The organism is Mumia spirodelae (genome assembly GCF_050632745.1).
Taxonomy (GTDB): Bacteria; Actinomycetota; Actinomycetes; order Propionibacteriales; family Nocardioidaceae; genus Mumia.
Genome location: NZ_JBODSD010000001.1, coordinates 377,981 through 401,601, shown reverse-complemented (window position 1 = coordinate 401,601; position 23,621 = coordinate 377,981). Strand labels below are relative to the sequence as shown.

The following is a 23,621-nucleotide window of genomic DNA, read 5'->3' as shown; positions in this document are numbered from 1 at the left end:
GACGACGAAGCCGCCCCCGTGATCACGGGGGCGGCTTCGTCGTCGTGCCTCTAGGTCAGGACGCCAGCACCTCGTCGAGCAGCGTCTCAGCCTTGTCCTCGTTGGTGTTCTCGGCGAGCGCCAGCTCGGAGACGAGGATCTGGCGCGCCTTCGCCAGCATCCGCTTCTCTCCCGCTGACAGTCCGCGGTCCCGCTCACGGCGCCACAGGTCGCGGACGACCTCCGCCACCTTCATGACGTCGCCGGAGTGGAGCTTCTCGAGATTTGCCTTGTAGCGACGCGACCAGTTGGTCGGCTCCTCCGCGTGCTCGGCCCGCAGCACACCGAAGACCCGGTCCAGCCCATCCTTGTCCACCACGTCGCGCACACCGACCAGGTCAAGGTTGCACGCGGGCACCCGTACGACGAGATCGTTCTGGGCGACGATGCGCAGCACGAGGTACTGACGTTCCTCGCCCTTGATCGTGCGGACCTCGATGTCCTCGATGACCGCCGCACCGTGATTGGGGTAGACAACCGTTTCGCCAACAGTGAAAGTCATATGTCCATAGCCCTTTCTTAGGTGACCAGGATAACACGGCCGCCAAAGGGCCACCGGATCGTTTATGCAGGTCAGAGGCCGAATCGTGACTTGACAAAGTGATCCGCGAGTGGCAGTCGCGGGCGCTCGGGCGACCTCGTCGCACGCGTCCGACGGTCCGCGGATACGCTGTTGGACGTCGTCTCGCGCCACTGCGCTCGTTGGAAAGAAAGGGTCGGGCTGTGCTCACTCGCTCCCGCCGTGCTCTCGTCGCCGTCGTCGTCGGCGCGCTCGCCGTCCTCCTCGCAGGATGCGGCACCGGCTTCAAGGCGCAGACCAACGCCGTCTACCAGGCCGGCGTCGGGACCAACAACCGCTCGGGCGACGTCGAGGTGCTCAACGCGCTCTTCGTGAAGAACGACGACGGCTCGGCGACGCTGTCGGCCGGCCTGGTCAACCAGGTCCTGCAGTCCGACCGCCTCACGGGTGTCGAGGTGAGCACCCTCGCCGGCACCCCGGTCGAGGTCACCTTCGACGGTCCGGTCGCCGTGCCGATCCGCCGCCTCGAGACCCTCGGCACCAAGCCCCAGGCCGTGATCGCCGGGCAGGAGCTGTTCGCGGGCCAGTTCCTCGCCATCACGTTCACGTTCGCCAACGCCGGCGACGTCGACCTGCAGCTGCCGATCGTGAGCCGGACGCCGATGTACGCCAGCGTGGCGCAGCCGGAGGCCACCGCGCCGGCGACGGACGAGGCCGACGCCGGCGTCGCGGGCGAGGACGAGACCGCGGACGAAGCCGCGGACGAGGGTCACTGACCCAGCTGCTCCCGGAGCCACGCGATGTCGTCGACGGTCTTGTCGTCGGCGTGCGTCTCGATGATCACCGGAGCACCCGCTGACCGCACGACCTCCACGAGCAGCTCCGGCGGGATCGTCCCCTCCGTCAGGTGAGCGTGGCGGTCCGCGCCGGAGTCGAAGGCGTCGCGGCTGTTGTTGCAGTGCACGAGGTCGATCCGCCCGGTCACGCTCTTGATCCGGTCGACGACGCCCTCGAGCGGGATGCCCCCGGCCCACGCGTGGCAGGTGTCGAGGCAGAACCCCCACGAGTCGCCGGCTCCGCCGGCCTGGATCGCCTCCCACGTGCGCTCGATCCGCTCGAACCGGCGTGCCATGGAGTAGTCGCCGCCGGCGGTGTTCTCCAGCAGGACCGGCACCTTGGCGTCGATCGCCTCGACGGCCTTGCGCCAGTTGTCGAAGCCCTTGTCGAGATCTCCCTCGGAGTCGACGTAGCCGCCGTGCAGGATCACTCCCTTGGCCCCGATCGCCGCCGCTCCGTCGACCGCGTTCTGGACGAGCTTGCGGCTGGGGATGCGGACCCGGTTGTTGAGGCTCGCGACATTGAGGAGGTAGGGCGCGTGCACGTACAGCGGGAGGTCGCGGGCCGCGGCGTCGTCGCGCAGCCCGTCCGCACCGCCGGCGTACGCGTACTTCGGCCACTTCCAGCTCTGGGGGTCGCCGAGGAAGATCTGAGCGACGTCAGCGCCGACGCGCTCGACGTCGTCGAAGGGGTGCTCCTGGTCGACGTGGGTCCCGATTCGGGTCTTCATGCGGCCAGCCTAGGGCCCGCCACCGACGGCTACGCGTCGTACTTGTAGCCCAGACCACGAACGGTGACGAGCGTCGACGGCCTCGACGGGTCGGGCTCGATCTTGGCCCGCAGCCGCTTCACGTGGACGTCGAGCGTCTTGGTGTCGCCGACGTAGTCCGAGCCCCACACGCGGTCGATGAGCTGGCCCCGGGTCAGGACGCGCCCGACGTTGCGCAGGAAGAGCTCCAGCAGCTCGAACTCCTTCAGCGGCAGCCGGACCTCGTCGCCGTCGACGGTCACGACGTGGCGGTCGACGTCCATCCGGACGCGCCCCACCTCGAGCGCGGCGTCGTCGCCGCCCCCGTGGTCGGCGCCGCGACGCAGCACGGCCCGGATCCGGGCGACCAGCTCGCGCGGGCTGTAGGGCTTGGTGACGTAGTCGTCCGCGCCCAGCTCGAGACCGACCACCTTGTCGACCTCGGAGTCCTTGGCGCTCACCATGATGACCGGCACCGAGGACGAGGCCCGGAGCTTGCGGCACACCTCGGTCCCGCTGATGCCGGGGAGCATGAGGTCGAGGAGGACGATGTCGGCCCCGCTGCGGTCGAACTCCTCGAGCGCGGCGTGGCCGTCGGTGGCGACGGCCACCTCGAAGCCTTCCTTGCGCAGGACGTACGAGAGCGCGTCGATGTAGCTCTCCTCGTCCTCGACGACGAGCACACGGGTCACGGTCGGGCCTCCTGGACGGACGACGGGGGTAGGGGGGTACGACGCCGGGCCGGCGCCGACGGGGACGCGACCGGCTCCGCGGGCTCGCCGCCGTCGCCCGGCGTGTCGTCGAGGTCGCGGGTGCGCGCGGCGGCCGGCAGGACGAGCGTGAACGAGGATCCCTGGCCGGGCTCGCTCCACACCTCGACGGTGCCGGCGTGGCTGGCGGCGACGTGCTTGACGATGGAGAGGCCGAGGCCCGTGCCACCGGTGCTGCGCGCCCTCGCCGGGTCGACGCGGTAGAACCGCTCGAAGATCCGCTCGATCTCCGCCTGGGCGATGCCGACGCCCTGGTCTCGCACGGCGATCCGGACCTCGTCGTCGACACGATGGGCGTCGACGGTCACGCTGGTGCCCTCGTCGGAGTACGCGATGGCGTTCTCGACCAGGTTGTTGACCGCCTGCAGCAGCTGCTCGCCGTCACCGACGACGTACAGGTCGTCGTCGCACCGCGTCGCGACCTCGATCCCCCGCGCCTCGGCGTCGACGGCGTTGCGCTCGGCGGCCGTCGCGACCAGGCCGGTGACGTCGACCTCGTACGGGTCCTCGACCAGCGCGTCGCCCTGGAGCCGGGACAGCTCGATGATCTGCTGGACGAGCCGTGTGAGCCGGGCTCCCTCGCGCTTCATCCGTCCGCTGAACCGGACGACCGCCTCCGGGTCGTCGCGCGCCTCGCCGACGGCCTCCGCGAGCAGGTTGAGCGCGCCGACCGGGGTCTTGAGCTCGTGGCTCACGTTGGCGACGAAGTCCCGGCGGATCATCTCCACCCGACGCTCGGAGGTCCGGTCCTCCACGAGCACCAGCACGAGCCGGGAGGTCAGCGGCGCGACGCGGACGAGCACGTGGCGCTGCCGTCCACGGCCGAGTCCCAGCGCGAGCTCCTCCTCGCGCACCTGCCCGTCGCGGCGCACCAGGCGCACCATGTCGCGGAGCATCTCGTGCTCGAGCCGAGTGTCCTGCAGCAGACCCATCGCGTGCGCCGGGGCCGACGCCTTGACGACGCGGTCCGCCGCGTCGACGATCACGGCGGAGGAGCGCAGCACGGAGAGGACCGCCTCGGCGCCCGGGGGTACCTCGGGCTCGGGACGGTCCGGGATGCTCTCCTGCTGCCGCTCGCTGTAGCGCCACGCCCACACCACGGCCGTCCCCATCAGGAGGCCGACCGCGGCGCCGAACGCGAACGCGATGTTCGGATCCACACCTCGATCGTACGCAGGTGGTCCCGGAACGCCCGGGTTCGCAGGCCTCGGCGAGGGCGCCATTCCCTCAGAGTTCACCGCCCGTTCACCGCAGGTCGGCAGCGGTTCACCCACCTTCCCTAGGCTCGGACCATGCGTGAGTTCTACGACGACCGGCTGGATGCGCTCGACGCCGACCTCGTGGCGATGACCACGGCGGTGCGGTTCTCGCTGGCCCGTGCCAGCGCGGCGCTCCTCGACGGCGACCTCGGCGCCGCGGAGCTGGTCATCAGCGGCGACGCGGTGATCGACGCCGCCCGCGAGTCGTGCGAGAACGACGCGATCTCCCTGCTCGCCACCCAGCAGCCGGTGGCCACCGACCTACGGCGCGTCGTCGCCGGCCTGCGGATCGCCGGCGACCTCGAACGGATCGGCGACCTCGCCGTCCACGTCGCGAAGCTCGCCCGGATGCGCATGCCCGACCCGGCCGTCCCGGACGAGGCGCGCCCGCTCGTCGCGGAGATGGCCCGGGTCGCCGGCGGGATGCTCGAGTCCGTCGCGATCGTGCTCGGGACCCACGACCTCGATGCCGCGGCCGCGCTCCTGGCCGCCGACGACGAGATGGACGGCCTCTACCGGACGATGTTCCACCGGCTCCTCGGCGAGAGCTGGACCGGAGGGATCGAGGCGGCGGTCGACATCGCCCTGCTCGCCCGCTACTACGAGCGGACCGGCGACCACGCGGTGTCGATCGCACGGCGCGTGGTCTACCAGGTCACGGGCGAGGTGCCTCAGGCCTGACCGCCGGCGGCGCCCATCGGCGTACGACCGCGCTCAGCCCATCCCGAGGATGGTGTAGAGCGCCACGAGACCGAGCACCACGATGCAGGCCCGCAGGAGCAGGGGTGGCAGCCGCCTCCCGATGCCGGCGCCGATCACGCCACCGACCAGCGAGCCGGCGGCGACCAGCCCGACCGCGGTCCAGTCGAGCGGGTGCGTCCCGCCGCCCCACGTCGCCACCACGATGTACGTCGTCGCCGACACCACGTTGACGGCGAGCACGAGCACGTTCTTGAGCGCGTTCATCCGCTGGAGTGCCAGCGGGACGAGCAGGCCGAGGACGCCCATGAGCAGGATCCCCTGCGCGGCGGCGAAGTAGCCGCCGTAGATCCCGCTCAGGAACACCGTCACCAGCACGGCGGCGGTTCGCGGCGTGCTCATCGTGTCGAGCGTGACGGCGTCCGCGCCCGACGCCTCGCGACGGGCCTTGAGCCACTTCTGCAGCGGTGGCTGCACCACCACCAGGATCAGCGCGAGCACCAGCAGCACCGGCACCACCGCGATGAACGTGTCCTCGGGCAGGTGCAGCAGCAGGTACGCGCCGACGAGCGAACCGAGCAGCGACGCCGGCAGGAGCCGCTTGACGAGGAACCCCTGCCCGGCGAGCTCCCGGCGGTAGCCGAACGAGCCGGTGACGTTGCCCGGGACGAGGCCCACCGCGTTGCTCATGGTGGCGGTGACCGGCGGGACGCCGAAGGCCACCAGCGTCGGGAAGGTGATCAGCGTCCCCGACCCGACGATGGTGTTGATGACGCCGGCGCCGACCCCCGCGAGGAGGACCAGCGCCATCTCCACGACGGACAGGTCAGCGCCCCTGGTTCGCGACGGCCGCCGCAGCAGCGCTGGCGGCCTCCGGGTCGAGGTAGCGACCGCCCTTGGTGGTCGGGCGCATGTCCTCGTCGAGCTCGTAGAGCAGCGGCATCCCGGTCGGGATGTTGAGGCCGACGACCGCCTCCTCGGACATGTCGTCGAGGTGCTTCACCAGGGCACGGAGCGAGTTGCCGTGGGCCGCGACCAGCACGGTGCGGCCGACCCGCAGGTCCGGGACGATCGCGTCGTACCAGTACGGCAGGAAGCGGACGAGCACGTTGGCGAGCGCCTCGGTGCGCGGGCGCTCCTCCGGCGGCAGGTCGGCGTAGCGGACGTCGTGGAACTGGCTGAACTCCGACTCCTCGTCCAGCGGCGGCGGCGGCACGTCGTACGAGCGGCGCCACTGCATGAACTGCTCCTCGCCGAACTCCTCCAGCGTGGCCTTCTTGTCCTTGCCCTGGAGCGCGCCGTAGTGGCGCTCGTTGAGGCGCCACGACCGTCGTACCGGGATCCAGTGGCGGTCGACCCCGTCGAGCGTGATCTGCGCGGTGCGGATCGCGCGACGCAGCAGCGAGGTGTGCACCACGTCGGGGAGCAGACCTGCCTCGGCGAGCAGCGGCGCCGCGGCACGGGCCTCTGCCTCCCCCTTCTCGGTGAGGTCGACGTCGACCCACCCGGTGAAGAGGTTCTTCTGGTTCCACTCGCTCTCGCCGTGGCGCAGCAGGATGAGGGTGTAGGCGCTCATGCGTCTCAGCCTAGCGACGCCGATTCCGCCGTCGGCGGACGACCTTGTGGGCGAGACGACGGGTGTGATCCTGCGCCCCGCGGCGACCCGAGCGCGGATGCGGTGAGCCCTTGACAGGGGGGCGGCGCTTGCTCAACGCTGAGGACCCCAATCGCCGGGCAGCACACGGTGCCCCTTGCCGTAGGACGTCTCCCTGTGCTGAGTCGGATCGGACTTGCCGCGTCGCTTGTCATGATGATGGTCGTCGGGACAGTGCAGTTCCCTGCCGACGGCGACGAGCCGGGCGCGACGATCACCCCGTCGACGACCGTCTTCTACCCCGACGACGACGAGCCAGGCGTCGCCCACGTCATGCGGATCACCCTGCGGTGGGTCGCAGGAGAAGCCACCGAGGGCGATCTCTACCTCCGGATCCTCGCGTCGGACGGGCAGCCGCTGGGCATCACAACCTGGGCGGTCGACGCGACGACGCCAGGGATCACCTGGGATGGCAGATACCACGCGGTGAATGGCACCGGGTTGCCGGCGCCCGGCGGCACCTACCGGGCAGAATTGACCAGGGCTGGCACCGGTGAGCGGGTGGCGGTGTCCACTCCCTTCGTACTGTCCCGCGCCCGCCGTGAGCTGGTCCGGCGGACCGTCGTGACCACGGCCAAGGAGTCGTACCGGCGCACCGTGACGCGGAGGGAGGGACGGGCGCGGCTCGTCGGCACGTCGCTGCGGTTCCGGAGCTGGCCGACCCGCCCGAGCGGTCCCGTGGTCAAGACCCTCCATTCGACGCGTGTCCCTGCCCACGTCAAGGTCGGCGCCGTGGAGCTGCAGGTGCGCGGCGCGTGGGACCCTCCCAACGTGGGCCTCGAGGTGGTCAAGCCCAATGGACGCGTCGTCCGGGTCGGCATCTTCTCCAGCTACAGCAACAAGCGGAAGGGCGTCCACCTTCGGGAGTCATGGATCCGGCCGAACGGCACGGTGCGCTTCAGGTTCGTCTACACGGGCTACGAGCCGGTGCGGCTCCGTCGGGTCGCCGTCAGCTATTGGCGGTACGAGTGGAAGAGCTGACGCGTCGTCCGTCAACCCTGCGTTGACTCCTTGTCGAGGAGGTGCCGGAACGCCTCCAGGTTGCGGGTCGACTCCCCGCGCGAGAGCCGCCACTCCCACTCCTTGCGGATGGAGCTGGCGAACCCGAGCTCGAGAATCGTGTTGAAGGAGTCGTCGGCATAGGTCAGGACCGACCCGATGATCCGGTCGACCTCGTCCTCGGTGACCGCGTGCAGCGGCATCCGTCCGTCGAGATAGATGTCGCCCGCGCTGTCGACCGCGAACGCCACGGCGTACATCCGCAGGTTGCGCTCCAGCAGCCACCGGTAGACGGCCTCGTGGTTCTCGTCCGGGCGACGGGCGACGAAGGCATGGATGCCGAGCGCGTGCTCACCGACCTCGAGGCGGCAGGTGGTCTGGAGCTTGCGGGTGCCGGGGATCGTCACCTCGAAGACGCCCGGCCGGAACTCGACGTGCTCGAGCTCGGCGACGGCGAGCGCGCTCCTGATCGTGGCGGCGGCCGCCCACGGCGCGCTCTCCTCCTCGCGATCCGTACGACCCTCCACGGCCTCCCCTTTCGGCTGGCTACTGACCCACGGCGGTCGGGAACAGCCGCACCGCGGCGACCGACTCCTCGTACACGGCGAGCGTACGCTCGGCCGTCGCGTCCCATCCGAAGCGCGCGGCGTGGTGCACGGCCGCGTCCTGCATCGACGCGTGGAGGCCCGGCTGGTCGAGGACCTGCGCGAACGCGGCGGCGTAGTCGACGGGATCATGCCCGTCGACCAGCATCCCGGTCACCCCGTCGTGGACCGCCGTCGTCAGGCCGCCGACCTTCGCGGCCACCACCGGCGTACCGCAGGCCTGGGCCTCCAGGGCGACGAGGCCGAACGACTCGTTGTACGACGGGACGCAGACGATCGACGCGGCCGCGTACCAGAGGGCGAGGCGGTCCTGCGCGACCGGCGGGACGAACCGCACGCGGTCGGAGATGCCGAGGGCGCCGGCGAGCTCCAGCAGCGCCGTCGGCTTGTCGAGGCCGCTCCCGGACGGACCCCCGACCACGGCGACGACCGTGCGGTCGCGACGTCCGCGCGCCATCAGGTGCGCGGCGGCCTCGAGGACCACGTCGGGCGCCTTGAGCGGCTGGATGCGTCCGGCGAAGAGGATCACGTCGGCGTCCTGCGGCAGCCCGAGCGTCGCCCGCGCCGCCGTCCGGTCCGCGGGGCGGAAGCGGTCCAGGTCCACACCGGGGTGGACCACGTCGACGCGCGCCGGGTCGGCGGCGTACAGGTCGACGAGCTGGGCGGCCTCGTCGGCGGTGTTCGCGATGAGGCGGTCCGCGGACGCGACCAGCTGCTCCTCGCCCGCGACGCGCCCCGCGGGCTCGGCGGCGTCGCCGGCGGCCAGGTGCGCGTTCTTGACCTTCGCCATCGTGTGCATGGAGTGGACGAGCGGGACTCCCCAGCGGTCTGCGGCGACCTGGCCGACCTGACCCGACAGCCAGTAGTGGGAGTGGACCGCGTCGAACCAGCCGAGAGGCCGGGTCGCCTCCGCGCGCAGGACGTCGCGGACGAAGGTGCACATCTGGGCGGGAAGGTCCTCCTTGCCCAGACCCTCGAACGGGCCCGCCGGCACGTGGCGCACGGTCACGCCGGGGAGCGCCTCGACGAGCGGCGGCTGCTCGGACGACGTCGCGCGGGTGAAGATCTCGACCTCGACGGACCGCGCTGCGAGCCGGCGCGCGAGCTCCAGCACGTACACGTTCATCCCGCCCGCGTCCCCGTTGCCGGGCTGCTCGAGCGGCGACGTGTGCGCGGAGAGCATGGCGATGCGGCGCACGTCGGGGGAGGTCACCTCTCCATCCTAGGCAGGCCGTTCAGGGCGTCCCCGGGTCCACGTGGGCCCGCCGGGCGCACCCGTGACAGCATCTGCCTCATGCAGGAGAACACCGCCACCACCCGTCGTACCGCCGTCGTCACCGGAGCGAGCAGCGGCATCGGCGCCGCCACCGCGCGCCGCCTGGCCGCCGACGGGTTCCACGTGGTCTGCGCCGCGCGCAGGGCCGACCGGATCGAGGCGCTCGCCGCGGAGATCGGCGGCACGGCGGTCGTCTGCGACGTCACCGACCAGGCCTCCGTGGACGCCCTCGCCGCCGCCGTCGGCCCCGAGCTGGCCGTCCTCGTGAACAACGCCGGCGGCGCCGTCGGCCAGGAGCCGATCGAGCAGACCGACCCCGAGGCATGGCAGCAGATGTACGACTCGAACGTCATCGGCACGCTGCGCGTCACCAAGGCCCTGCTCCCGGCGCTGCGCGCCAGCGGCGCGGCGACGGTGCTCAACGTCGGCTCGATCGCCGGCCACCTCACGTACGAGGGCGGCGCGGGCTACACCGCCGCGAAGCACGGCGTCGCGATGATCACCGAGACGCTGCGTCTCGAGCTCAACGGGGAGCCGGTCCGCGTCACCGAGATCGCGCCGGGGATGGTGCGCACCGACGAGTTCTCGCTCGTCCGCTTCGGGGGCGACCAGGAGCGTGCCGACGCGGTGTACGCCGGTGTCGCGGAGCCGTTGAGCGCCGACGACGTGGCCGACGCGATCGCGTGGATGGTGACGCGGCCGCAGCACGTGAACATCGACCTGATGGTGATCAAGCCGATCGCGCAGGCGGCGCCGTGGAAGGTCGCGCGCGGCTGAGGAGCGAGGCGCTAGGCCGCCCGTCCGCCGACGCCGGCGACGAGGAGCTGGGCGAGCTGGTGGTACGCCGCTGCGTCGTCGAGCCCGCTCGCGGCCTCGATCTCACCGCGCTGGATCGCCTGCATGACCTGCGCGGCCACGACACCCACGAACCCGGGGTCGACCGACCCGTCGCGGCCCTCGAGCGCGGTCACCAGCTGGCGCACCCGCCGGGCGGCCCACTCGGTGTTGCGGCGGTAGACCTCCCGCGCCGGCTCGAAGGCGTCGAGATCGGCGAAGAAGGCGGGTGACGCCGGCGCGAGCTCCTCGGAGATCGCCTCGAGGTACGCGTGAAGGCGCGCGGCAGGGTCGGCCTCCCTCTCCAGGCGCGCCTCGACGCGCTCGGTCGCCCCGCGGAAGAACGCGCGTACGGCGGCGGTGACGATCTGCTCCTTGCTCGGCGCGATCGCGTACAGGGTCGAGCGCGAGCAACGGAGCCGGGCCGCGAGGTCGCCGATGCCGAACGCGAGGAAACCCTCGTCGAGGTAGAGGGAGATCAGCTCGTCCATGAGCTCTCCCCGTCGCACCGGCATACCCGGACAGTACCAGGATCGGTTCTGGAGTACTGTTCGTGATACGCGCCGCCTGTGATGCGAACCCGAGAGAGGTGCCATGCCCGTCGAGCGACTGATGCCGAACGAGGAGTCCGAGGACCTGATCGCGCTCACCCGCGCAATCGTGGACAAGGAGCTGCGTCCCCGCGTGGACGAGGCCGAGCGCACCGCCACGTTCCCCCGCGAGGTGTTCCGGACCCTCGGCCGCGCCGGCCTGCTGGGCCTGCCGTACCCCGAGGAGTACGGCGGTGGCGGCCAGCCGTACGAGGTCTACCTGCAGGTCGTCGAGGAGATCGCGACCGCCTGGGCCTCGGTCGGCGTCGGGACGAGTGTGCACGCGCTCTCGTGCTTCGGCCTGTTCACCGCGGGCACCGAGGAGCAGAAGCAGCAGTGGCTCCCCGACATGCTCGGCGGCGAGACGCTCGGCGCCTACTGCTTGTCGGAGGCGCACGCCGGCTCCGACCCGGCCGCGATGCGGACCCGCGCGGTGCGGCACGGCGACGAGTACGTCATCGACGGCGCGAAGGCGTGGACCACCCACGGCGGCGAGGCCGACTTCTACAAGGTGATGGCGCGGACCGCGGAGGGCGGGCGCGGGATCTCGTGCTTCCTCGTCCCGGCGGACACACCCGGGCTCACGGTGGACAACCCCGAGGACAAGATGGGCCTCATGGGCTCGACCACCGCGACGATGCTCTTCGACGGCGTCCGCGTGCCGGCCGAGCGGCGGCTCGGGGACGAGGGTCAAGGTCTGCCGATCGCGCTGGCCGGGCTCGACTCCGGCCGGCTCGGGATCGCGGCCGTCGCGACCGGGGTCGCCCAGGGCGCGCTCGACGTCGCGCTGGCGTACGCCAAGGACCGCGAGACGTTCGGGAAGCCGATCATCGAGCACCAGGGCCTCGCGTTCCTCCTCGCCGACATGGCTGCCGCCGTGGAGTCGGCGCGTGCGACGTACCTGGCCGCCGCGCGGCTCAAGGACGCCGGCCGCCCGTTCAGCCGGCAGGCGTCGATCGCCAAGCTCGTCGCGACCGACAACGCGATGAAGGTGACCACCGACGCCGTCCAGGTGCTCGGCGGCGCCGGCTACACCAAGGACTTCCCCGTCGAGCGCTACATGCGCGAGGTGAAGGTCATGCAGATCTTCGAGGGGACCAACCAGATCCAGCGCCTGGTCATCAGCCGCGGGCTCGCCCGCTGACCGGCTCGACACCTCCCCGTAGGACAGGAGAACCATGGACCTCGCCAACACCGCCGCCCTCGTCACCGGAGGTGCCTCCGGACTCGGCGCCGCCACGGCCGCCGCCCTCGCCGCGCGGGGCGCGAGCGTGTACGCCCTCGACCTCGCCGGGGCGATCGAGCGGGCCGACGACGTCGCCGGCGTCACCTACGTCGAGACCGACGTGACCGATCCCGCCTCGGTACGCAACGCCGTCACGGCCGCCACCTCGGGCGGCGCCCCGCTGCGTACGGTCGTCAGCTGCGCCGGCATCGGCCCGTCGGCACGCATCCTGTCCAAGCGCGGCCCCCACGACCTCGACCTCTACGCCAAGGTCGTCCAGGTCAACCTCATCGGTTCGTTCAACGTGATGACGCTCGCCGCCGAGGCGATCGCGCAGACCGAGGCCGATGCCGACGGGCAGCGCGGCGTGATCGTCAACACCGCGTCGATCGCGGCGTACGACGGTCAGGTCGGCCAGGCCGCGTACGCGTCGTCGAAGGGCGGCATCGTCGGCCTCACGCTTCCGGCGGCACGCGACCTCGCACAGTACGGGATCCGGGTCTGCACCATCGCGCCCGGGATCGTCGACACGCCGATGCTCGCGACGGTCTCGGACGAGTTCCGCGCCGGGCTCGCGGCGGGGGTCCCGTTCCCGCAGCGGCTCGCCCGGCCGTCGGAGTTCGCCGACCTCGTCACGATGATCGTCGAGCACGACTACCTCAACGGCGAGGTCATCCGGATGGACGGCGCCCTCCGGATGGCGCCGCGCTGACGGCACCTGCCTCTCACGTAGGCGATGCGTTCCGGCCACCCACGGGCCGGAACGCATCGTCCTTCCTGAGCAGGCTCAGTGCGGGGGCGGCGGCGCGGGCGCCTCGGCCGGCCCCGTCGCACCCTCCGCGTCGAGCAGGTGCGCGGGCTCGCTCTTGCGCGGCAGGAACGCCACCGGGATGAGCGTGAGCAGCATGAGCACCCAGGCGACCCAGAAGGTCTGGGCGAACGCGTCACCGGCATCGGCCAGCAGCGCGTCGACCACGCCCTGCCCCCCGATCTGACCGACGATCTGCGGGTTGTCCCAGGCCCCGACCACGGCGTACCAGATGCGCTGCGGCGGCAGCCAGTTGGTCAGCAGCACCGACATCACCGCGACGCCGACCGAGCTGGCGATCTGCTGGTTGATGTTGATCAGCGTCGTCCCGCGCGCGACCTCGTGGTGCGTCAGCGTCTTGAGCGCCGTGGTGAACATCGGCATCATCGTCGCGCCCATGCCGAGCCCCATGACGAACAGCGACACGACGATCACCCAGTAGTCGGTCTCCGACGTGATCTGCGTGAGCGGGAACATGCCGACGAGGATGCCGAGGAAGCCGAAGGGCACGATCCGGCCCACCGGGATCCGGTCGACCAGACGTCCTGCGATCGGCATCGTCACCATCGCACCGATGCCCTGCGGGGCGACCAGCAGACCGGCGTTGAGCGTCGACTCGCCCCGGACCTGCTGGAAGTAGGTCGGCACCAGCAGCAGGCTGCCGAAGAACGCGGCGACGAAGAGGAACATGACGATCACGGAGATCGTCAGGTTGCGGTTGCGGAACAGGCGAAGATCCAGGAGCGGGTGCTCCGGACGGAACGAGTGCCACACGAACGCGAGCATGAGGAGCGCGCCGGCCAGCATCGAGACCCAGACGCGGGGGTCGGCGACGGTGCCCTTCTCCGGGATCGACGAGACACCGAACAGGAACAGCGCGAGTCCGGGCGACAGCAGCAGCATCCCGAGGAAGTCGAACGACTCCGACGGCTCCGGGCGGTCGCCGGGGAGCGCGAAGAACGCGTAGACGACGGTGGCGATGCCGATCGGGAGGTTGATGAGGAAGATCCAGTGCCAGCTCGCGTTCTCGATCAGCCAGCCGCCGATGATCGGGCCCAGGATCGGGCCGAGCAGCATCGGGATGCCGAGGATCGCCATGAGCCGGCCCATCCGGTTCGGACCGGCGGCGCGGGTCATGATCGTCATGCCGAGCGGCATGATCATGCCGCCGCCGAGCCCCTGCAGGACACGGAACGCGATGAGCTGGTTGATGTCCTGCGCCGCGGCGCAGAGGACCGATCCGGCGGTGAACAGCCCGATCGCTGCGATGAAGAGCCGTTTGGTGCCGAACCGGTCGGCGGCCCAGCCGGTCAGGGGGATGACCGTGGCCAGGGCGAGCGTGTAGGCGGTGACCGTCCACGCGACGTGCGAGTAGGCCAGCGGGTCGGTGGCGGACCCGAACTCCTCCTGGAACGTCGGCAGCGCGACGTTGACCACCGTGATGTCGAGGATCGACATGATCACCCCGAGGATGACCACCCCAGCGATCTTGAGAACCGCGGCGTCGATGTTCTCCGGGTACTCCGGCTGCTGCTGGGTCGAGCTCTGCGTGTCAGCCATACGCGACATCGCCTTCCGTGACGGAATCCGGCACCCCCCTGGTGTCGTCCTTCCACAGTGACCCCGGGCACCGACAGAAGTCACCGCAATTTGCGGACAGCGAACACAAATTCGGGGGAGACGGAGGTCACACCCGGCCGGAGGACATGCCGGTAGACGCCTTCTCGGTACGATGGGAGACGCTCTGCGCCGTGCGTACCGTCCGGCGCTCTCTCCCACGCAAGGACAGCACGTCTCGCATGCCCACTCGCTCCGACCTCCGCAACGTCGCGATCGTCGCGCACGTCGACCACGGCAAGACCACCCTCGTCGACGCCATGCTGCAGCAGCAGGGCAGCTTCGACGAGCACCACCAGCTCGCCGAGCGCGCGATGGACTCCGGTGACCTCGAGCGCGAGAAGGGCATCACGATCCTCGCCAAGAACACCGCGGTCGAGTACGCGGGCCCGGGCGCCCCCGACGGCGGCGTCACGATCAACATCATCGACACCCCCGGCCACGCCGACTTCGGCGGCGAGGTCGAGCGGGGCCTGTCGATGGTCGACGGGGTCGTGCTGCTCGTCGACGCGTCCGAGGGCCCGCTGCCCCAGACGCGCTTCGTCCTGCGCAAGGCGCTGCACGCCAAGATGCCGGTCGTCCTCGTCGTCAACAAGGTCGACCGCCCGGACGCCCGGATCAGCGAGGTCGTCGAGGAGACCTACGAGCTGTTCATGGACCTGCTCGACGACGCCACCGACACCGACGCGCTGGACTTCCCGGTCGTGTACGCGTCGGCGAAGGCGGGTCGTGCGTCGCTGGAGCAGCCGGCCGACGGCGGCCTGCCGGACAGCGAGGACCTGGTCCCGCTGTTTCAGACCATCCTCGACACCGTCCCGGCCCCGACCTACACCGAGGACGCGCCGCTCCAGGCCCACGTCACCAACCTCGACGCGTCGCCGTTCCTCGGCCGCCTCGCCCTGATCCGCGTCCACGAGGGCACGCTGCGCAAGGGCGCCCAGGTCGCGTGGTGCAAGCGCGACGGCTCGGTCGAGCGCGTCAAGATCACCGAGCTCCTGCGCACGGAGGCGCTCGAGCGGGTCCCCGCCGACGAGGCCAACCCGGGCGACATCGTCGCCGTCGCCGGCATCCCCGAGATCATGATCGGCGAGACGCTCGCGGACCCCGAGAACCCGCAGCCGCTCCCCCTGATCCAGGTCGACGAGCCGGCGATCTCGATGACCATCGGCACCAACACCTCGCCGCTGGCGGGGCGCGAGAAGGGCACGAAGGTCACCGCCCGTCTCGTCAAGGACCGCCTCGAGCGCGAGCTGGTCGGCAACGTCTCGATCAAGGTCCTGCCGACCGAGCGTCCGGACGCGTGGGAGGTCCAGGGCCGTGGCGAGCTCGCGCTGGCGATCCTCGTCGAGCAGATGCGTCGTGAGGGCTACGAGCTCACCGTCGGCAAGCCCGAGGTCGTCACGCGCATCGTCGACGGCAAGGTCCACGAGCCCGTCGAGCGGCTCACGATCGACTGCCCCGAGGACTACCTCGGCACGGTCACGCAGCTGCTCGCCGTCCGCAAGGGCCGCATGGAGCAGATGACCAACCACGGCACCGGCTGGGTGCGCATGGAGTTCCTGGTCCCGGCGCGCGGCCTGATCGGGTTCCGGACCGAGTTCCTCACCGACACCCGCGGCACCGGCATCGCGCACCACGTCTTCGAGGGGTACGAGCCGTGGCTGGGCGAGATCTCGACGCGTCCGACCGGCTCGCTGGTCGCCGACCGCGCGGGTGCTGCGTCGTCGTACGCGATGACGAGCCTGCAGGAGCGCGGCGTGATGTTCGTCGAGCCCACGACCGAGGTGTACGAGGGCATGATCGTCGGCGAGAACAGCCGCGACGACGACATGGACGTCAACATCACCAAGGAGAAGAAGCAGACCAACGTCCGCTCCTCCACCGCGGACAACTTCGAGAAGCTGATCCCGCCGAAGAAGCTGTCGCTCGAGCAGAGCCTGGAGTTCTGCCGCGAGGACGAGTGCGTCGAGGTGACGCCGTCGGCGGTCAGGATCCGCAAGGTGATCCTGGACGCGGGCGAGCGGGCGCGCTCGAAGCGCCGCGGCCCCAAGGGCTGACCCCCACGTTGGTCGCTGAGTGGTCACCCGCCGGTCCCGGGTGACCACTCAGGCACCGACGTGCGGCGAGGGTGGGCTATGCGCGGAGGACCTTCTCCATCGCCTTCCCCTTGGCGAGCTCGTCGACGAGCTTGTCCAGGTAGCGGATCTTCTGCATCAACGGGTCCTCGATGTCCTCGACGCGGACGCCGCACACGACGCCCTTGATCAGCGGCGCGTTCGGGTTGAGCCGCGCGGCGGCGAAGAAGTCCTCGAACGTCGTGCCTTCCTCGAGGTGGCCCTTCAGCTCCGCGTCGTCGAATCCGGTGAGCCACTCGATGACCTGATCGAGCTCGGCCTTCGTACGCCCCTTCTTCTCCACCTTCGTCACGTACAGCGGGTAGACGGAGGCGAAGCTGATCGTGAAGACGCGGCTCATGCTCGCGAGCGTACGCCCACTCCGCCCCCGCGTCGGTCGCTGCGTGGTCACCCGTGGCGCGCTCGTGACCACAGGCGCACCGACGCTACGGGCGGCGGGAGCGGATCTTGCGGAACAAGGCGCGATAGTCGCGTCCGAACACCGGCGGCGGCCCGTCGTACCCGCGCGCGACCAGGTCCGCGTGCACCGCACTCACCAGAGCGCGCGGGCGGGCAAGCACCTCCTGGGTCACCTGCAGGTAGGCGACGTCGTTGCGCCGGAACCGGCCGTAGCGTCCGATGTCCCCGTTGAACTGCGCCGTGTCGAGCGCGTGCTGCCGCCCCTCGTACTCGACCACGTACAGCCACCGGAGATAGAGCAGGTCGACGCAACCCAGCCACCGCCCGTCGACCACGAGGTCGACGTTCACCTCCGGGAGCGGCAGACCGACGACGCTCAGGATCGCGCGCACCTCGCTCTCCTTCGGCGAGCGGGAGCGACCGTCGAGCAGCGGGAGGACCGTCTCGCACTGCGAGGCCCCCGGTCGCCACGACTCCTCCACGAGGATCTGCCCGATCTCCTCGAGGGTGGCGTGACGCTCGTGCAGGAGCCAGTCACCCATCTTGACCAGGTCGATCAGTCGCATGGTCTCGCAGCACTGGACGAACGCGGCCGCCGGTGTCACACCGTCCGTGTCGGTCGGCGGCATCAGGATCGTCCGGTGGAGCCGGATGTCGTCGCTGACGATCTTCTGGTCGCGGTCGATCACGAAGTGGTACGGGAGCTCCGCAACGTCGTCGTACCCGAGGAGGCGCAGCCGTGTGCTGTGACTCGGCTGTGCGCCATCCGGAAGGGAGAGCTGCGCACCCCTCACCCGGTCCCGCTCCGACATCTCGTACGCGGCGCTGACCCAGACCCTCGGGAACAGGCGGACGAACCGCTTGCCGCTGAGCATCGTCGCGGAGACCCCGAGCGCGTCAGCCTCCGCGACGGTGAACGGCCCGCACCTGAGCTCGTGCGGGATCGGTCGCGGCGCCGGCATGTGCCCATCCCATCCGACCGACGCCCGCCTTGGAGATCACCTCCGGCGCCCTGTGGATCCGCCTTCGCTGGGGACAACCGTGCCGCGCGCGCCACCGGCGTACGCGTTGGTCCTTCCGTGGTCACCCGTGCCGCCGACGTGACCACGCAGGCACCAACGCGCGGATGCGGGAGGTGCAGGGACCCGCGGGGCGGGGGGCTAGAGGACGCCGCGGGGACGGAACTGGACGCTGATCCGGGGACCGACGGGCTTCGACGTCTTCGGGATCGCGTGCTCCCACGTGCGCTGGCACGTGCCGCCCATCACGAGCAGGTCGCCCGAGCCGAGCGTGAACGACAGCGAGGTGCCGCCACCCCGTGGACGCAGGGCGAGCCTCCGCGGGGACCCGAGGGAGAGGATCGCGACCATCGTGTCCTCGGTGCGGCTGCGGCCGATCCGGTCGCCGTGCCACGCCACCGAGTCGCGCCCGTCGCGGTAGAGGCACAGCCCGGCCGTCGCGAACCGCTCGCCGAGCTCGACCTCGTAGTGGTCGCTCAGCATCTCGCGGCCCTCGTCGAGGACCGGGTGCGGCCACGCGCTCCGCTCGCCGAACCACGCGAGGAGACGCGGGACGGCCACCACCCGCTCGTACATCTCGCGCTCGTCGGCGCGCCACGCGACGGTGTCGTGGAGATGGGCGAACAGGTCGTCGGCCCCGTCGACCCAGCGGGGACGGACGTCGACCCACGCGCCGTACGCCAGCGCGTGCCGCGTCACGTGCCCCGCGAGCGGGCCCAGCGTGGGCTCGTCGGCGGAGTCGAAGAGCGACCCCTGGAACTGCACGGACATGGACCCATCGTACGCCGAGAGTCGAACAGGTGTTCGATGGACGTGCGGTACGGCGTGTCCGCCGCGGTCAGTCGCGGCGCAGGGAGGCGACCGTGACCGCCACCAGGACGAGCAGCCCGGCCCAGACCGGGAAGCCGGCGAGGGCGCCCAGCACGCCGACGACGAGGTAGAACCCGGACTTCACCAGCAGCCGCGCCGGCATCCCGACGCGGGTCGACGACCGGGGAGCCAGCCAGCGGCCCCAGAACCACACCGCGAGCGCGACCAGCGCGACCGCGAGCACAGCGCCGCGCCATCCGCCCTCGCCGAGCGACCACCCGGAGACGGCGAGGAGGACGAGCGCCGCGAGCTCGCAGGTGAACGCGAGGAGGTCGAGGAATCCGACCCGCTCCGTCTGAGGCGCGCGATCGCTCCCGCTCACCGACCGCTGACCTGCTGGAGCGCCGGGCGCGCGTCTGCGAGGTAGACGAGCGCCGCGACGATCCCAGCCAGGTTGAGGATGCTGATCGGCTGCCAGATCAACAGGTTCGCGACCAGCGCCAGCCCCAGGAGGATGACCCAGAACGGCTTGGTCTGCTTGTCGGCCGCGACGAACGCCTGCGGCGTGCGCGAGACCGCGTCGACGACGGCGAACGCCTTCGCCGCGATCATCAGGATGGTGATGATCAGCTCGACGAGGTTCTGGACCGCAAAGAGATCGAACACGGTCCGAGGGTATCCCGAGCAGCGGCGCTGACGGCAGACCTCGACGCGGCCCGCGCCGCGGTCAGCTCGCGTCCGACGGCGTCTCCGGGGCCGGCGGTGCGGCCGGCGGGGTGGGCTGCGCCGGCGGGGTCGCCTTCTTGGCGGGCGCCTTCGCGGGCGCGGCCTTCTTCGCCGCCGGAGCCTTCTTCGCAGGCGCCTTCGTGGCCGGGGCGGACTTCTTCGCTGCCGGAGCCTTCTTGGCGGGCGCCGCCTTCTTCGCCGCTGCCTTCTTGGCCGGAGCCTTCGCAGCCGGTGCCTTCTTGGCAGGAGCAGCCTTCTTCGCCGCCGGCGCCTTCTTCGCGGTCGTCCGCTTCGCCGCCGCGGCCGCGGTCGGGACGTCGGTCGCCTTCGAGGCCATCGGCGCCTCGGTCGTGACGGTCGACTTCGAGGCCTTCTCGGCTCCGCCCTTGTCCGACGTGCCGCGCTTGCCGAGCGGGGACCCGGCCGCGACGTCGGTCGCGGCGTTGCGGGCGACCGCCGCCAGCATGACGACGAGCTCCTTGATGTCCTCGGCGATGTCCTCGAGCTTGTGCTCGATCTTGTCCTCGAGGTCGTCGAACAGCTCCTCGACGTCGACGTCCTTCAGCCGGTTGAGGGTGTCGACGTAGAGCGCGCCGGCCTGGCCGGGCAGCGCCTTCGCGTCGGACTCGAGCTTCTTCTGCAGCTCGTCGAGGTCGAGCTCGGCGAGCTGGGTGACGAGCTGCGTCGCGGCGGACTGCGCCTGGCCGACGAGGGCGGCCGCCTGGGCGGGGAGGCCCATGACGGTCTTGGTGATGGACTCGTGGATGCTCATGAGGGGGTCTCCTGGTTCTCGGGTCGGTCGGTCCGGTCGGCCGGCGCGGTCGACGCCTTCGACGCCTCGCCGACGAACGAGCGGTAGATCTCGAGCAGCGCACGGCGCTGCGGCTCCTCCAGACGCGGATCGGCCGCGATCGCCGCCTCGACGCCTCCGCCGCTCACGGAGTCGTCGGGATCGAGCAGCCCAGCCTGCACGTACACCGACTCCGCCGAGATCCGCAGCGCCTTCGCGATCTGCTGGAGGACCTCGGCCGACGGCCGGCGCAGGCCGCGCTCGATCTGGCTCAGGTACGGGTTGGAGACGCCGGTGAGGTCCGCGAGCTGCCTCAGCGAGAGCTGCGCCTGCCGACGCTGCTCGCGCAGGTAGCCACCGAGGTCCTCCACGGTCTTGCCGACGCTGATCCTTGCCACCCCTTCATGGTGCTTGCAAGAGCAAGCGGAGGCAAATGCGGACGCCGACCATTGTTCTCAATATCGCGTGAAACAATCGCCTTCGTGAGCGATGCCCAGTGGACCCCCGACGCACGCGAGCTCGCCGACCTCGAGCTCGTCCTGCTCGGCGCCTGGCCCGCGGACCGCCGTCTCGACGTCGCGGTGCCGGACGATCTCCGCGGCCCCGTCGAGCTCCTCGACCCCGAGGGCCTCCCCTTGGCGACGTACGACCCCGAGTCCGGGACGGTCCACGGCCTCGACCAGCCGACGTACGGCGCCTTCCGTCGGCTGCACCTTCCGCCCTCCGAGGTCCGCGCGGCCCACCCCGACGCGATCGCGGTCCTGGTCGAGCAGCCGCTGACCACCGAGGACGTCGATGCGATCACCGCCGCCGAGGAGCGTACGGGGCGCCACGCCGTCCTGCTCGTCCGCAGCGGCCCCGACCCGCGCCGTACCGTCACCGTCCCCGCGCTCGTCCGCGCGACGCTCGCCGCGCTCCCCGACCGGCCGGTCGTCGCCGTCGCCCTCGCGCGCCGTCCCGACCCCGCCGACGACGCCGACCTCGCCGCTGCCGTCCTCGCGGCCTACGCCGACGAGGTCCTCGCGGTTGCGGGCACCGGGACGCCGACCGACCGCGTGGCGGCCGTCGTCGCGGCGGACCAGCCCCCGCTCGACGAGCGCGGGCTCGTCGTCTTCTTCACCGGGCTCTCCGGGTCGGGCAAGTCGACGATCGCGCGCGCCCTGTACGACCTGGTGCTCGAGGACGGCCGTCGTACGGTCACGAGCCTCGACGGCGACGTCGTCCGCCACCACCTGAGCAAGGGCCTCGGCTTCTCCAAGGAGGACCGCGAGACCAACATCGCGCGCATCGGGTGGATCGCGGCCGAGATCGCCCGCCACCGCGGCATCGCCATCTGCTCGCCGATCGCCCCGTTCGACGCGACCCGCAAGCAGGTGCGCGCCATGGTCGAGGAGGCCGGCGGCTCCTTCGCGCTGGTCCACGTCGCCACCCCGCTGGAGGAGTGCGAGCGGCGCGACCGCAAAGGCCTGTACGCGAAGGCGCGCGCGGGCGTGATCCCGGAGTTCACCGGCATCTCGTCGCCGTACGAGGTCCCTGACGACGCGCTGGTCGCGGTCGACACCACCGGGCGGACCGTGCAGGACGTCCTCGACGAGGTCGTCGGGGCGCTCGTCGCGGCCGGCCTGTGGAGCGCTGCATGAGCGAGATCCTCACCTTCGGCGCGCTGTCGATCCTCGCGGTCAGCTTCGGCGTCGGCATCGTCGTCGGGCTGACCGGCATGGGCGGCGGCGCCCTGATGACGCCCGCGCTCATCTTCCTCGGGATCAACCCCACCGCCGCCGTCGCCAACGACCTCGTCGCGGCATCGGTCAACAAGTCCGTGGGCGCGGCCGTGCACGCGCGGGAGGGCTCCCCGAACTGGCGTCTCGCCGGCTGGCTCATGCTCGGCTCGATCCCGACCGCGGCGGCCGGCGCCTTCATCATCGAGGCGATCGGCGGTGCCGACGACCAGACCGCGTTCGTCAAGACGGCGATCGGCGGGGCGCTCATCCTCACCGCAGCGACGTACACGCTCCGCTCGTTCCTCAACGTCCGTGCCGCCCGCCTCGGACGCCCCATGACGACCGACGACCCCGCCGTACGCCCGCTGCCCACGTTCCTCGTCGGCGCCGTCGGCGGTCTCCTCGTCGGCGTGACCTCGGTCGGGTCGGGCTCGCTGATCATGGTGTCGCTGCTGCTGCTCTACCCGACGCTCACTGCCGTCCGCCTCGTCGGCACCGACCTCGTCCAGGCCGTGCCGCTGGTCCTCTCCGCCGCGATCACCCACGTGATCGTCACGGGCGTCGACATCGAGGTCCTGGTCCCGCTGATCCTCGGCGGCACGCCGGGCACCTACCTCGGCGCCCGCATCGCCAACCGCGTCCCGCAGGGCATCGTCCGGCGCGGCATCGTCGTGGTCCTCACGCTGACCGGTCTGACGCTCCTCGGCGTCGAGCCGGTCGCCGTCGGCCTCATCGCCGCGGGCATGGTGATCCTCGGTCCGATCGCGTGGGCTCTGCTCCGCAACCGGATCGGCGTCCCGGAGGGCGTCGACCTGTTCGCGGAGAAGAAGGACGTCGAGCGCGCACGCCGCGCGAGCGAGGAGGCCCGATGATCGCGTTCCTGGTCCTGAGCGTCGTCCACGTCGCACTCGTGGCGCTCGACGCCGGCATCGCAGCCTCGGTGACCAAGGCGCTGCTGATGCCTGCGCTGGCCTGGTGGGTGTACCGCCAGCACGGCCCCCGCCTCCTGGTCGCGGCGCTGCTGCTCTCCTGGGTCGGCGACGTGGCGCTGGAGGTCGACGGCCTGTTCGTCCTCGGGATGGCGGGCTTCGGCGCCGCCCACGTCTGCTACGTGACGTGGTTCGTCCGCCACGGCGCCCTCGGCGGTCTGAAGCAGCGGTGGTGGGCCCTCGTCGTCGGGGTCGTCGCGTGGGGCGCGACGATCGCCACCCTCTGGGGACCGCTGGGCGAGGAGGAGCCCGCCCTGCGGATCCCGATCGTCGTCTACTCCCTGCTGCTCACCGCGACGGCGGTGACGGCCTTCGGGGTGAGCCTGACGGCCGGTGTCGGCGGCGCGCTCTTCCTGCTCTCCGACACCCTCATCGCCCTGGACCTGGCAGGCCTGGCCCGGCCGGAGCCGGGCGACGTCTGGGTGATGGTGACCTACCTCGCGGGCCAGCTCTTGCTCGCCGTCGGTATCGTCCATAGCGACCGCACGGCCGCCATCCACGATGCGGCGGCGACGTCTGCCGCCACGGAGGCTCGGTAGGATGATCGTTCGC

At 71.2% G+C, this 23,621-nt stretch carries 27 protein-coding genes; 10 read left to right on the top strand and 17 right to left on the bottom strand.

Annotated features, from left to right (window positions below):
• Window positions 1–55 precede the first annotated feature (55 nt).
• The gene (locus ACQSSQ_RS02020) at window positions 56–541 is read right to left on the bottom strand and encodes a CarD family transcriptional regulator (RefSeq protein ID WP_139086947.1); all 486 of its coding nucleotides are present in this window, start codon (window positions 539–541) and stop codon (window positions 56–58) included.
• A gap of 221 nt (window positions 542–762) precedes the next feature.
• Here ACQSSQ_RS02020 and ACQSSQ_RS02015 point away from each other — a divergent pair, with 221 nt between their 5' ends.
• Window positions 763–1,335 (top strand): hypothetical protein, encoded by a 573-nt coding sequence (locus tag ACQSSQ_RS02015; protein WP_431325359.1) that lies wholly within the window; start codon window positions 763–765, stop codon window positions 1,333–1,335.
• Here the strand turns inward: ACQSSQ_RS02015 and ACQSSQ_RS02010 are convergent.
• From ACQSSQ_RS02010 to ACQSSQ_RS02000, 3 genes are read right to left on the bottom strand one after another with little or no spacing between them, the layout of a single operon-like run.
• A complete protein-coding gene (locus tag ACQSSQ_RS02010) occupies window positions 1,329–2,126 on the bottom strand; it encodes a deoxyribonuclease IV (protein ID WP_431325358.1) in 798 nt (265 codons plus the stop codon). The two genes, ACQSSQ_RS02015 and ACQSSQ_RS02010, sit on opposite strands and share 7 nt — an antisense overlap.
• Window positions 2,127–2,155: 29 nt before the next feature.
• Window positions 2,156–2,836, bottom strand: coding sequence for a response regulator (locus ACQSSQ_RS02005; protein WP_431325357.1), 681 nt, complete (start codon window positions 2,834–2,836; stop codon window positions 2,156–2,158).
• Window positions 2,833–4,074, bottom strand: coding sequence for a sensor histidine kinase (locus ACQSSQ_RS02000; protein WP_431325356.1), 1,242 nt, complete (start codon window positions 4,072–4,074; stop codon window positions 2,833–2,835). The genes ACQSSQ_RS02005 and ACQSSQ_RS02000 overlap by 4 nt, the downstream gene beginning before the upstream one ends.
• A 132-nt stretch (window positions 4,075–4,206) precedes the next feature.
• On the opposite strand from ACQSSQ_RS02000, the gene phoU reads away from it, so the two are divergent.
• Complete coding sequence (gene phoU / locus ACQSSQ_RS01995) at window positions 4,207–4,854, top strand: phosphate signaling complex protein PhoU (protein ID WP_431325355.1); 648 nt, start codon at window positions 4,207–4,209, stop codon at window positions 4,852–4,854.
• A 33-nt stretch (window positions 4,855–4,887) separates the two neighbouring features.
• On the opposite strand, the gene ACQSSQ_RS01990 is transcribed toward phoU, so the two are convergent.
• Both ACQSSQ_RS01990 and ACQSSQ_RS01985 read right to left on the bottom strand, forming a co-directional pair.
• The gene (locus ACQSSQ_RS01990; RefSeq protein WP_431326762.1) at window positions 4,888–5,682 is read right to left on the bottom strand and encodes a sulfite exporter TauE/SafE family protein; all 795 of its coding nucleotides are present in this window, start codon (window positions 5,680–5,682) and stop codon (window positions 4,888–4,890) included.
• Window positions 5,683–5,698: 16 nt separating this feature from the next.
• Entirely contained in the window at window positions 5,699–6,448 is a 750-nt protein-coding gene (locus tag ACQSSQ_RS01985; RefSeq protein WP_431325354.1) for a phosphoglyceromutase, read from the bottom strand.
• 195 nt (window positions 6,449–6,643) lie between these two features.
• On the opposite strand from ACQSSQ_RS01985, the gene ACQSSQ_RS01980 reads away from it, so the two are divergent.
• Window positions 6,644–7,507 (top strand): hypothetical protein, encoded by an 864-nt coding sequence (locus tag ACQSSQ_RS01980; RefSeq protein ID WP_431325353.1) that lies wholly within the window; start codon window positions 6,644–6,646, stop codon window positions 7,505–7,507.
• An 11-nt stretch (window positions 7,508–7,518) separates the two neighbouring features.
• Here ACQSSQ_RS01980 and ACQSSQ_RS01975 read toward each other — a convergent pair whose 3' ends face one another.
• Together ACQSSQ_RS01975 and mshA are read right to left on the bottom strand one after the other, a co-directional pair.
• Entirely contained in the window at window positions 7,519–8,052 is a 534-nt protein-coding gene (locus ACQSSQ_RS01975; protein ID WP_431325352.1) for a type III secretion system chaperone family protein, read from the bottom strand.
• A 19-nt stretch (window positions 8,053–8,071) separates the two neighbouring features.
• Window positions 8,072–9,343 carry a D-inositol-3-phosphate glycosyltransferase gene (gene mshA / locus ACQSSQ_RS01970; protein ID WP_431325351.1) on the bottom strand — a complete coding sequence of 424 codons (1,272 nt, stop codon included), beginning with the start codon at window positions 9,341–9,343 and terminating at the stop codon, window positions 8,072–8,074.
• A gap of 81 nt (window positions 9,344–9,424) precedes the next feature.
• Between mshA and ACQSSQ_RS01965 the strand changes: the two genes are divergently transcribed.
• Window positions 9,425–10,183: an SDR family oxidoreductase gene (locus ACQSSQ_RS01965; RefSeq protein WP_431325350.1), complete on the top strand. Its 759-nt coding sequence runs from the start codon at window positions 9,425–9,427 to the stop codon at window positions 10,181–10,183.
• A gap of 11 nt (window positions 10,184–10,194) precedes the next feature.
• On the opposite strand, the gene ACQSSQ_RS01960 is transcribed toward ACQSSQ_RS01965, so the two are convergent.
• Window positions 10,195–10,755, bottom strand: coding sequence for a TetR/AcrR family transcriptional regulator (locus tag ACQSSQ_RS01960; protein WP_431325349.1), 561 nt, complete (start codon window positions 10,753–10,755; stop codon window positions 10,195–10,197).
• A 79-nt stretch (window positions 10,756–10,834) separates the two neighbouring features.
• Here ACQSSQ_RS01960 and ACQSSQ_RS01955 point away from each other — a divergent pair, with 79 nt between their 5' ends.
• Complete coding sequence (locus ACQSSQ_RS01955; protein ID WP_431325348.1) at window positions 10,835–11,974, top strand: acyl-CoA dehydrogenase family protein; 1,140 nt, start codon at window positions 10,835–10,837, stop codon at window positions 11,972–11,974.
• Between the two features lie 34 nt (window positions 11,975–12,008).
• Window positions 12,009–12,767: an SDR family NAD(P)-dependent oxidoreductase gene (locus ACQSSQ_RS01950; protein ID WP_431325347.1), complete on the top strand. Its 759-nt coding sequence runs from the start codon at window positions 12,009–12,011 to the stop codon at window positions 12,765–12,767.
• A gap of 75 nt (window positions 12,768–12,842) precedes the next feature.
• Here ACQSSQ_RS01950 and ACQSSQ_RS01945 read toward each other — a convergent pair whose 3' ends face one another.
• A complete protein-coding gene (locus ACQSSQ_RS01945) occupies window positions 12,843–14,423 on the bottom strand; it encodes a DHA2 family efflux MFS transporter permease subunit (protein ID WP_431325346.1) in 1,581 nt (526 codons plus the stop codon).
• Between the two features lie 239 nt (window positions 14,424–14,662).
• Between ACQSSQ_RS01945 and typA the strand changes: the two genes are divergently transcribed.
• Window positions 14,663–16,537, top strand: coding sequence for a translational GTPase TypA (typA, locus tag ACQSSQ_RS01940; protein ID WP_431325345.1), 1,875 nt, complete (start codon window positions 14,663–14,665; stop codon window positions 16,535–16,537).
• A gap of 76 nt (window positions 16,538–16,613) precedes the next feature.
• Here the strand turns inward: typA and ACQSSQ_RS01935 are convergent, their stop codons facing one another.
• From ACQSSQ_RS01935 to ACQSSQ_RS01905, 7 genes are all read right to left on the bottom strand, one after another.
• A complete protein-coding gene (locus tag ACQSSQ_RS01935; RefSeq protein ID WP_431325344.1) occupies window positions 16,614–16,955 on the bottom strand; it encodes a DUF2200 domain-containing protein in 342 nt (113 codons plus the stop codon).
• Window positions 16,956–17,040: 85 nt separating this feature from the next.
• A complete protein-coding gene (locus ACQSSQ_RS01930; RefSeq protein WP_431325343.1) occupies window positions 17,041–17,976 on the bottom strand; it encodes a hypothetical protein in 936 nt (311 codons plus the stop codon).
• A gap of 198 nt (window positions 17,977–18,174) precedes the next feature.
• The gene (locus tag ACQSSQ_RS01925; protein WP_431325342.1) at window positions 18,175–18,804 is read right to left on the bottom strand and encodes an alpha-ketoglutarate-dependent dioxygenase AlkB; all 630 of its coding nucleotides are present in this window, start codon (window positions 18,802–18,804) and stop codon (window positions 18,175–18,177) included.
• Between the two features lie 67 nt (window positions 18,805–18,871).
• Window positions 18,872–19,225 carry a YrdB family protein gene (locus ACQSSQ_RS01920; RefSeq protein WP_431325341.1) on the bottom strand — a complete coding sequence of 118 codons (354 nt, stop codon included), beginning with the start codon at window positions 19,223–19,225 and terminating at the stop codon, window positions 18,872–18,874.
• Window positions 19,222–19,509 (bottom strand): DUF2516 family protein, encoded by a 288-nt coding sequence (locus tag ACQSSQ_RS01915; protein ID WP_431325340.1) that lies wholly within the window; start codon window positions 19,507–19,509, stop codon window positions 19,222–19,224. Before ACQSSQ_RS01915 ends, ACQSSQ_RS01920 begins: the two co-directional genes overlap by 4 nt.
• 61 nt (window positions 19,510–19,570) lie before the next feature.
• Complete coding sequence (locus tag ACQSSQ_RS01910) at window positions 19,571–20,341, bottom strand: hypothetical protein (protein ID WP_431325339.1); 771 nt, start codon at window positions 20,339–20,341, stop codon at window positions 19,571–19,573.
• Window positions 20,338–20,757: a helix-turn-helix domain-containing protein gene (locus ACQSSQ_RS01905; RefSeq protein WP_431325338.1), complete on the bottom strand. Its 420-nt coding sequence runs from the start codon at window positions 20,755–20,757 to the stop codon at window positions 20,338–20,340. Before ACQSSQ_RS01905 ends, ACQSSQ_RS01910 begins: the two co-directional genes overlap by 4 nt.
• An 84-nt stretch (window positions 20,758–20,841) precedes the next feature.
• On the opposite strand from ACQSSQ_RS01905, the gene cysC reads away from it, so the two are divergent.
• The 3 genes from cysC to ACQSSQ_RS01890 are packed head-to-tail and all read left to right on the top strand — an operon-like array spanning window position 20,842 to window position 23,608.
• Window positions 20,842–21,999 carry an adenylyl-sulfate kinase gene (cysC, locus tag ACQSSQ_RS01900; RefSeq protein WP_431325337.1) on the top strand — a complete coding sequence of 386 codons (1,158 nt, stop codon included), beginning with the start codon at window positions 20,842–20,844 and terminating at the stop codon, window positions 21,997–21,999.
• Window positions 21,996–22,952 carry a sulfite exporter TauE/SafE family protein gene (locus ACQSSQ_RS01895; RefSeq protein ID WP_431325336.1) on the top strand — a complete coding sequence of 319 codons (957 nt, stop codon included), beginning with the start codon at window positions 21,996–21,998 and terminating at the stop codon, window positions 22,950–22,952. The genes cysC and ACQSSQ_RS01895 overlap by 4 nt, the downstream gene beginning before the upstream one ends.
• Window positions 22,949–23,608 carry a lysoplasmalogenase gene (locus tag ACQSSQ_RS01890; protein ID WP_431325335.1) on the top strand — a complete coding sequence of 220 codons (660 nt, stop codon included), beginning with the start codon at window positions 22,949–22,951 and terminating at the stop codon, window positions 23,606–23,608. The genes ACQSSQ_RS01895 and ACQSSQ_RS01890 overlap by 4 nt, the downstream gene beginning before the upstream one ends.
• Window positions 23,609–23,621: the final 13 nt, after the last annotated feature.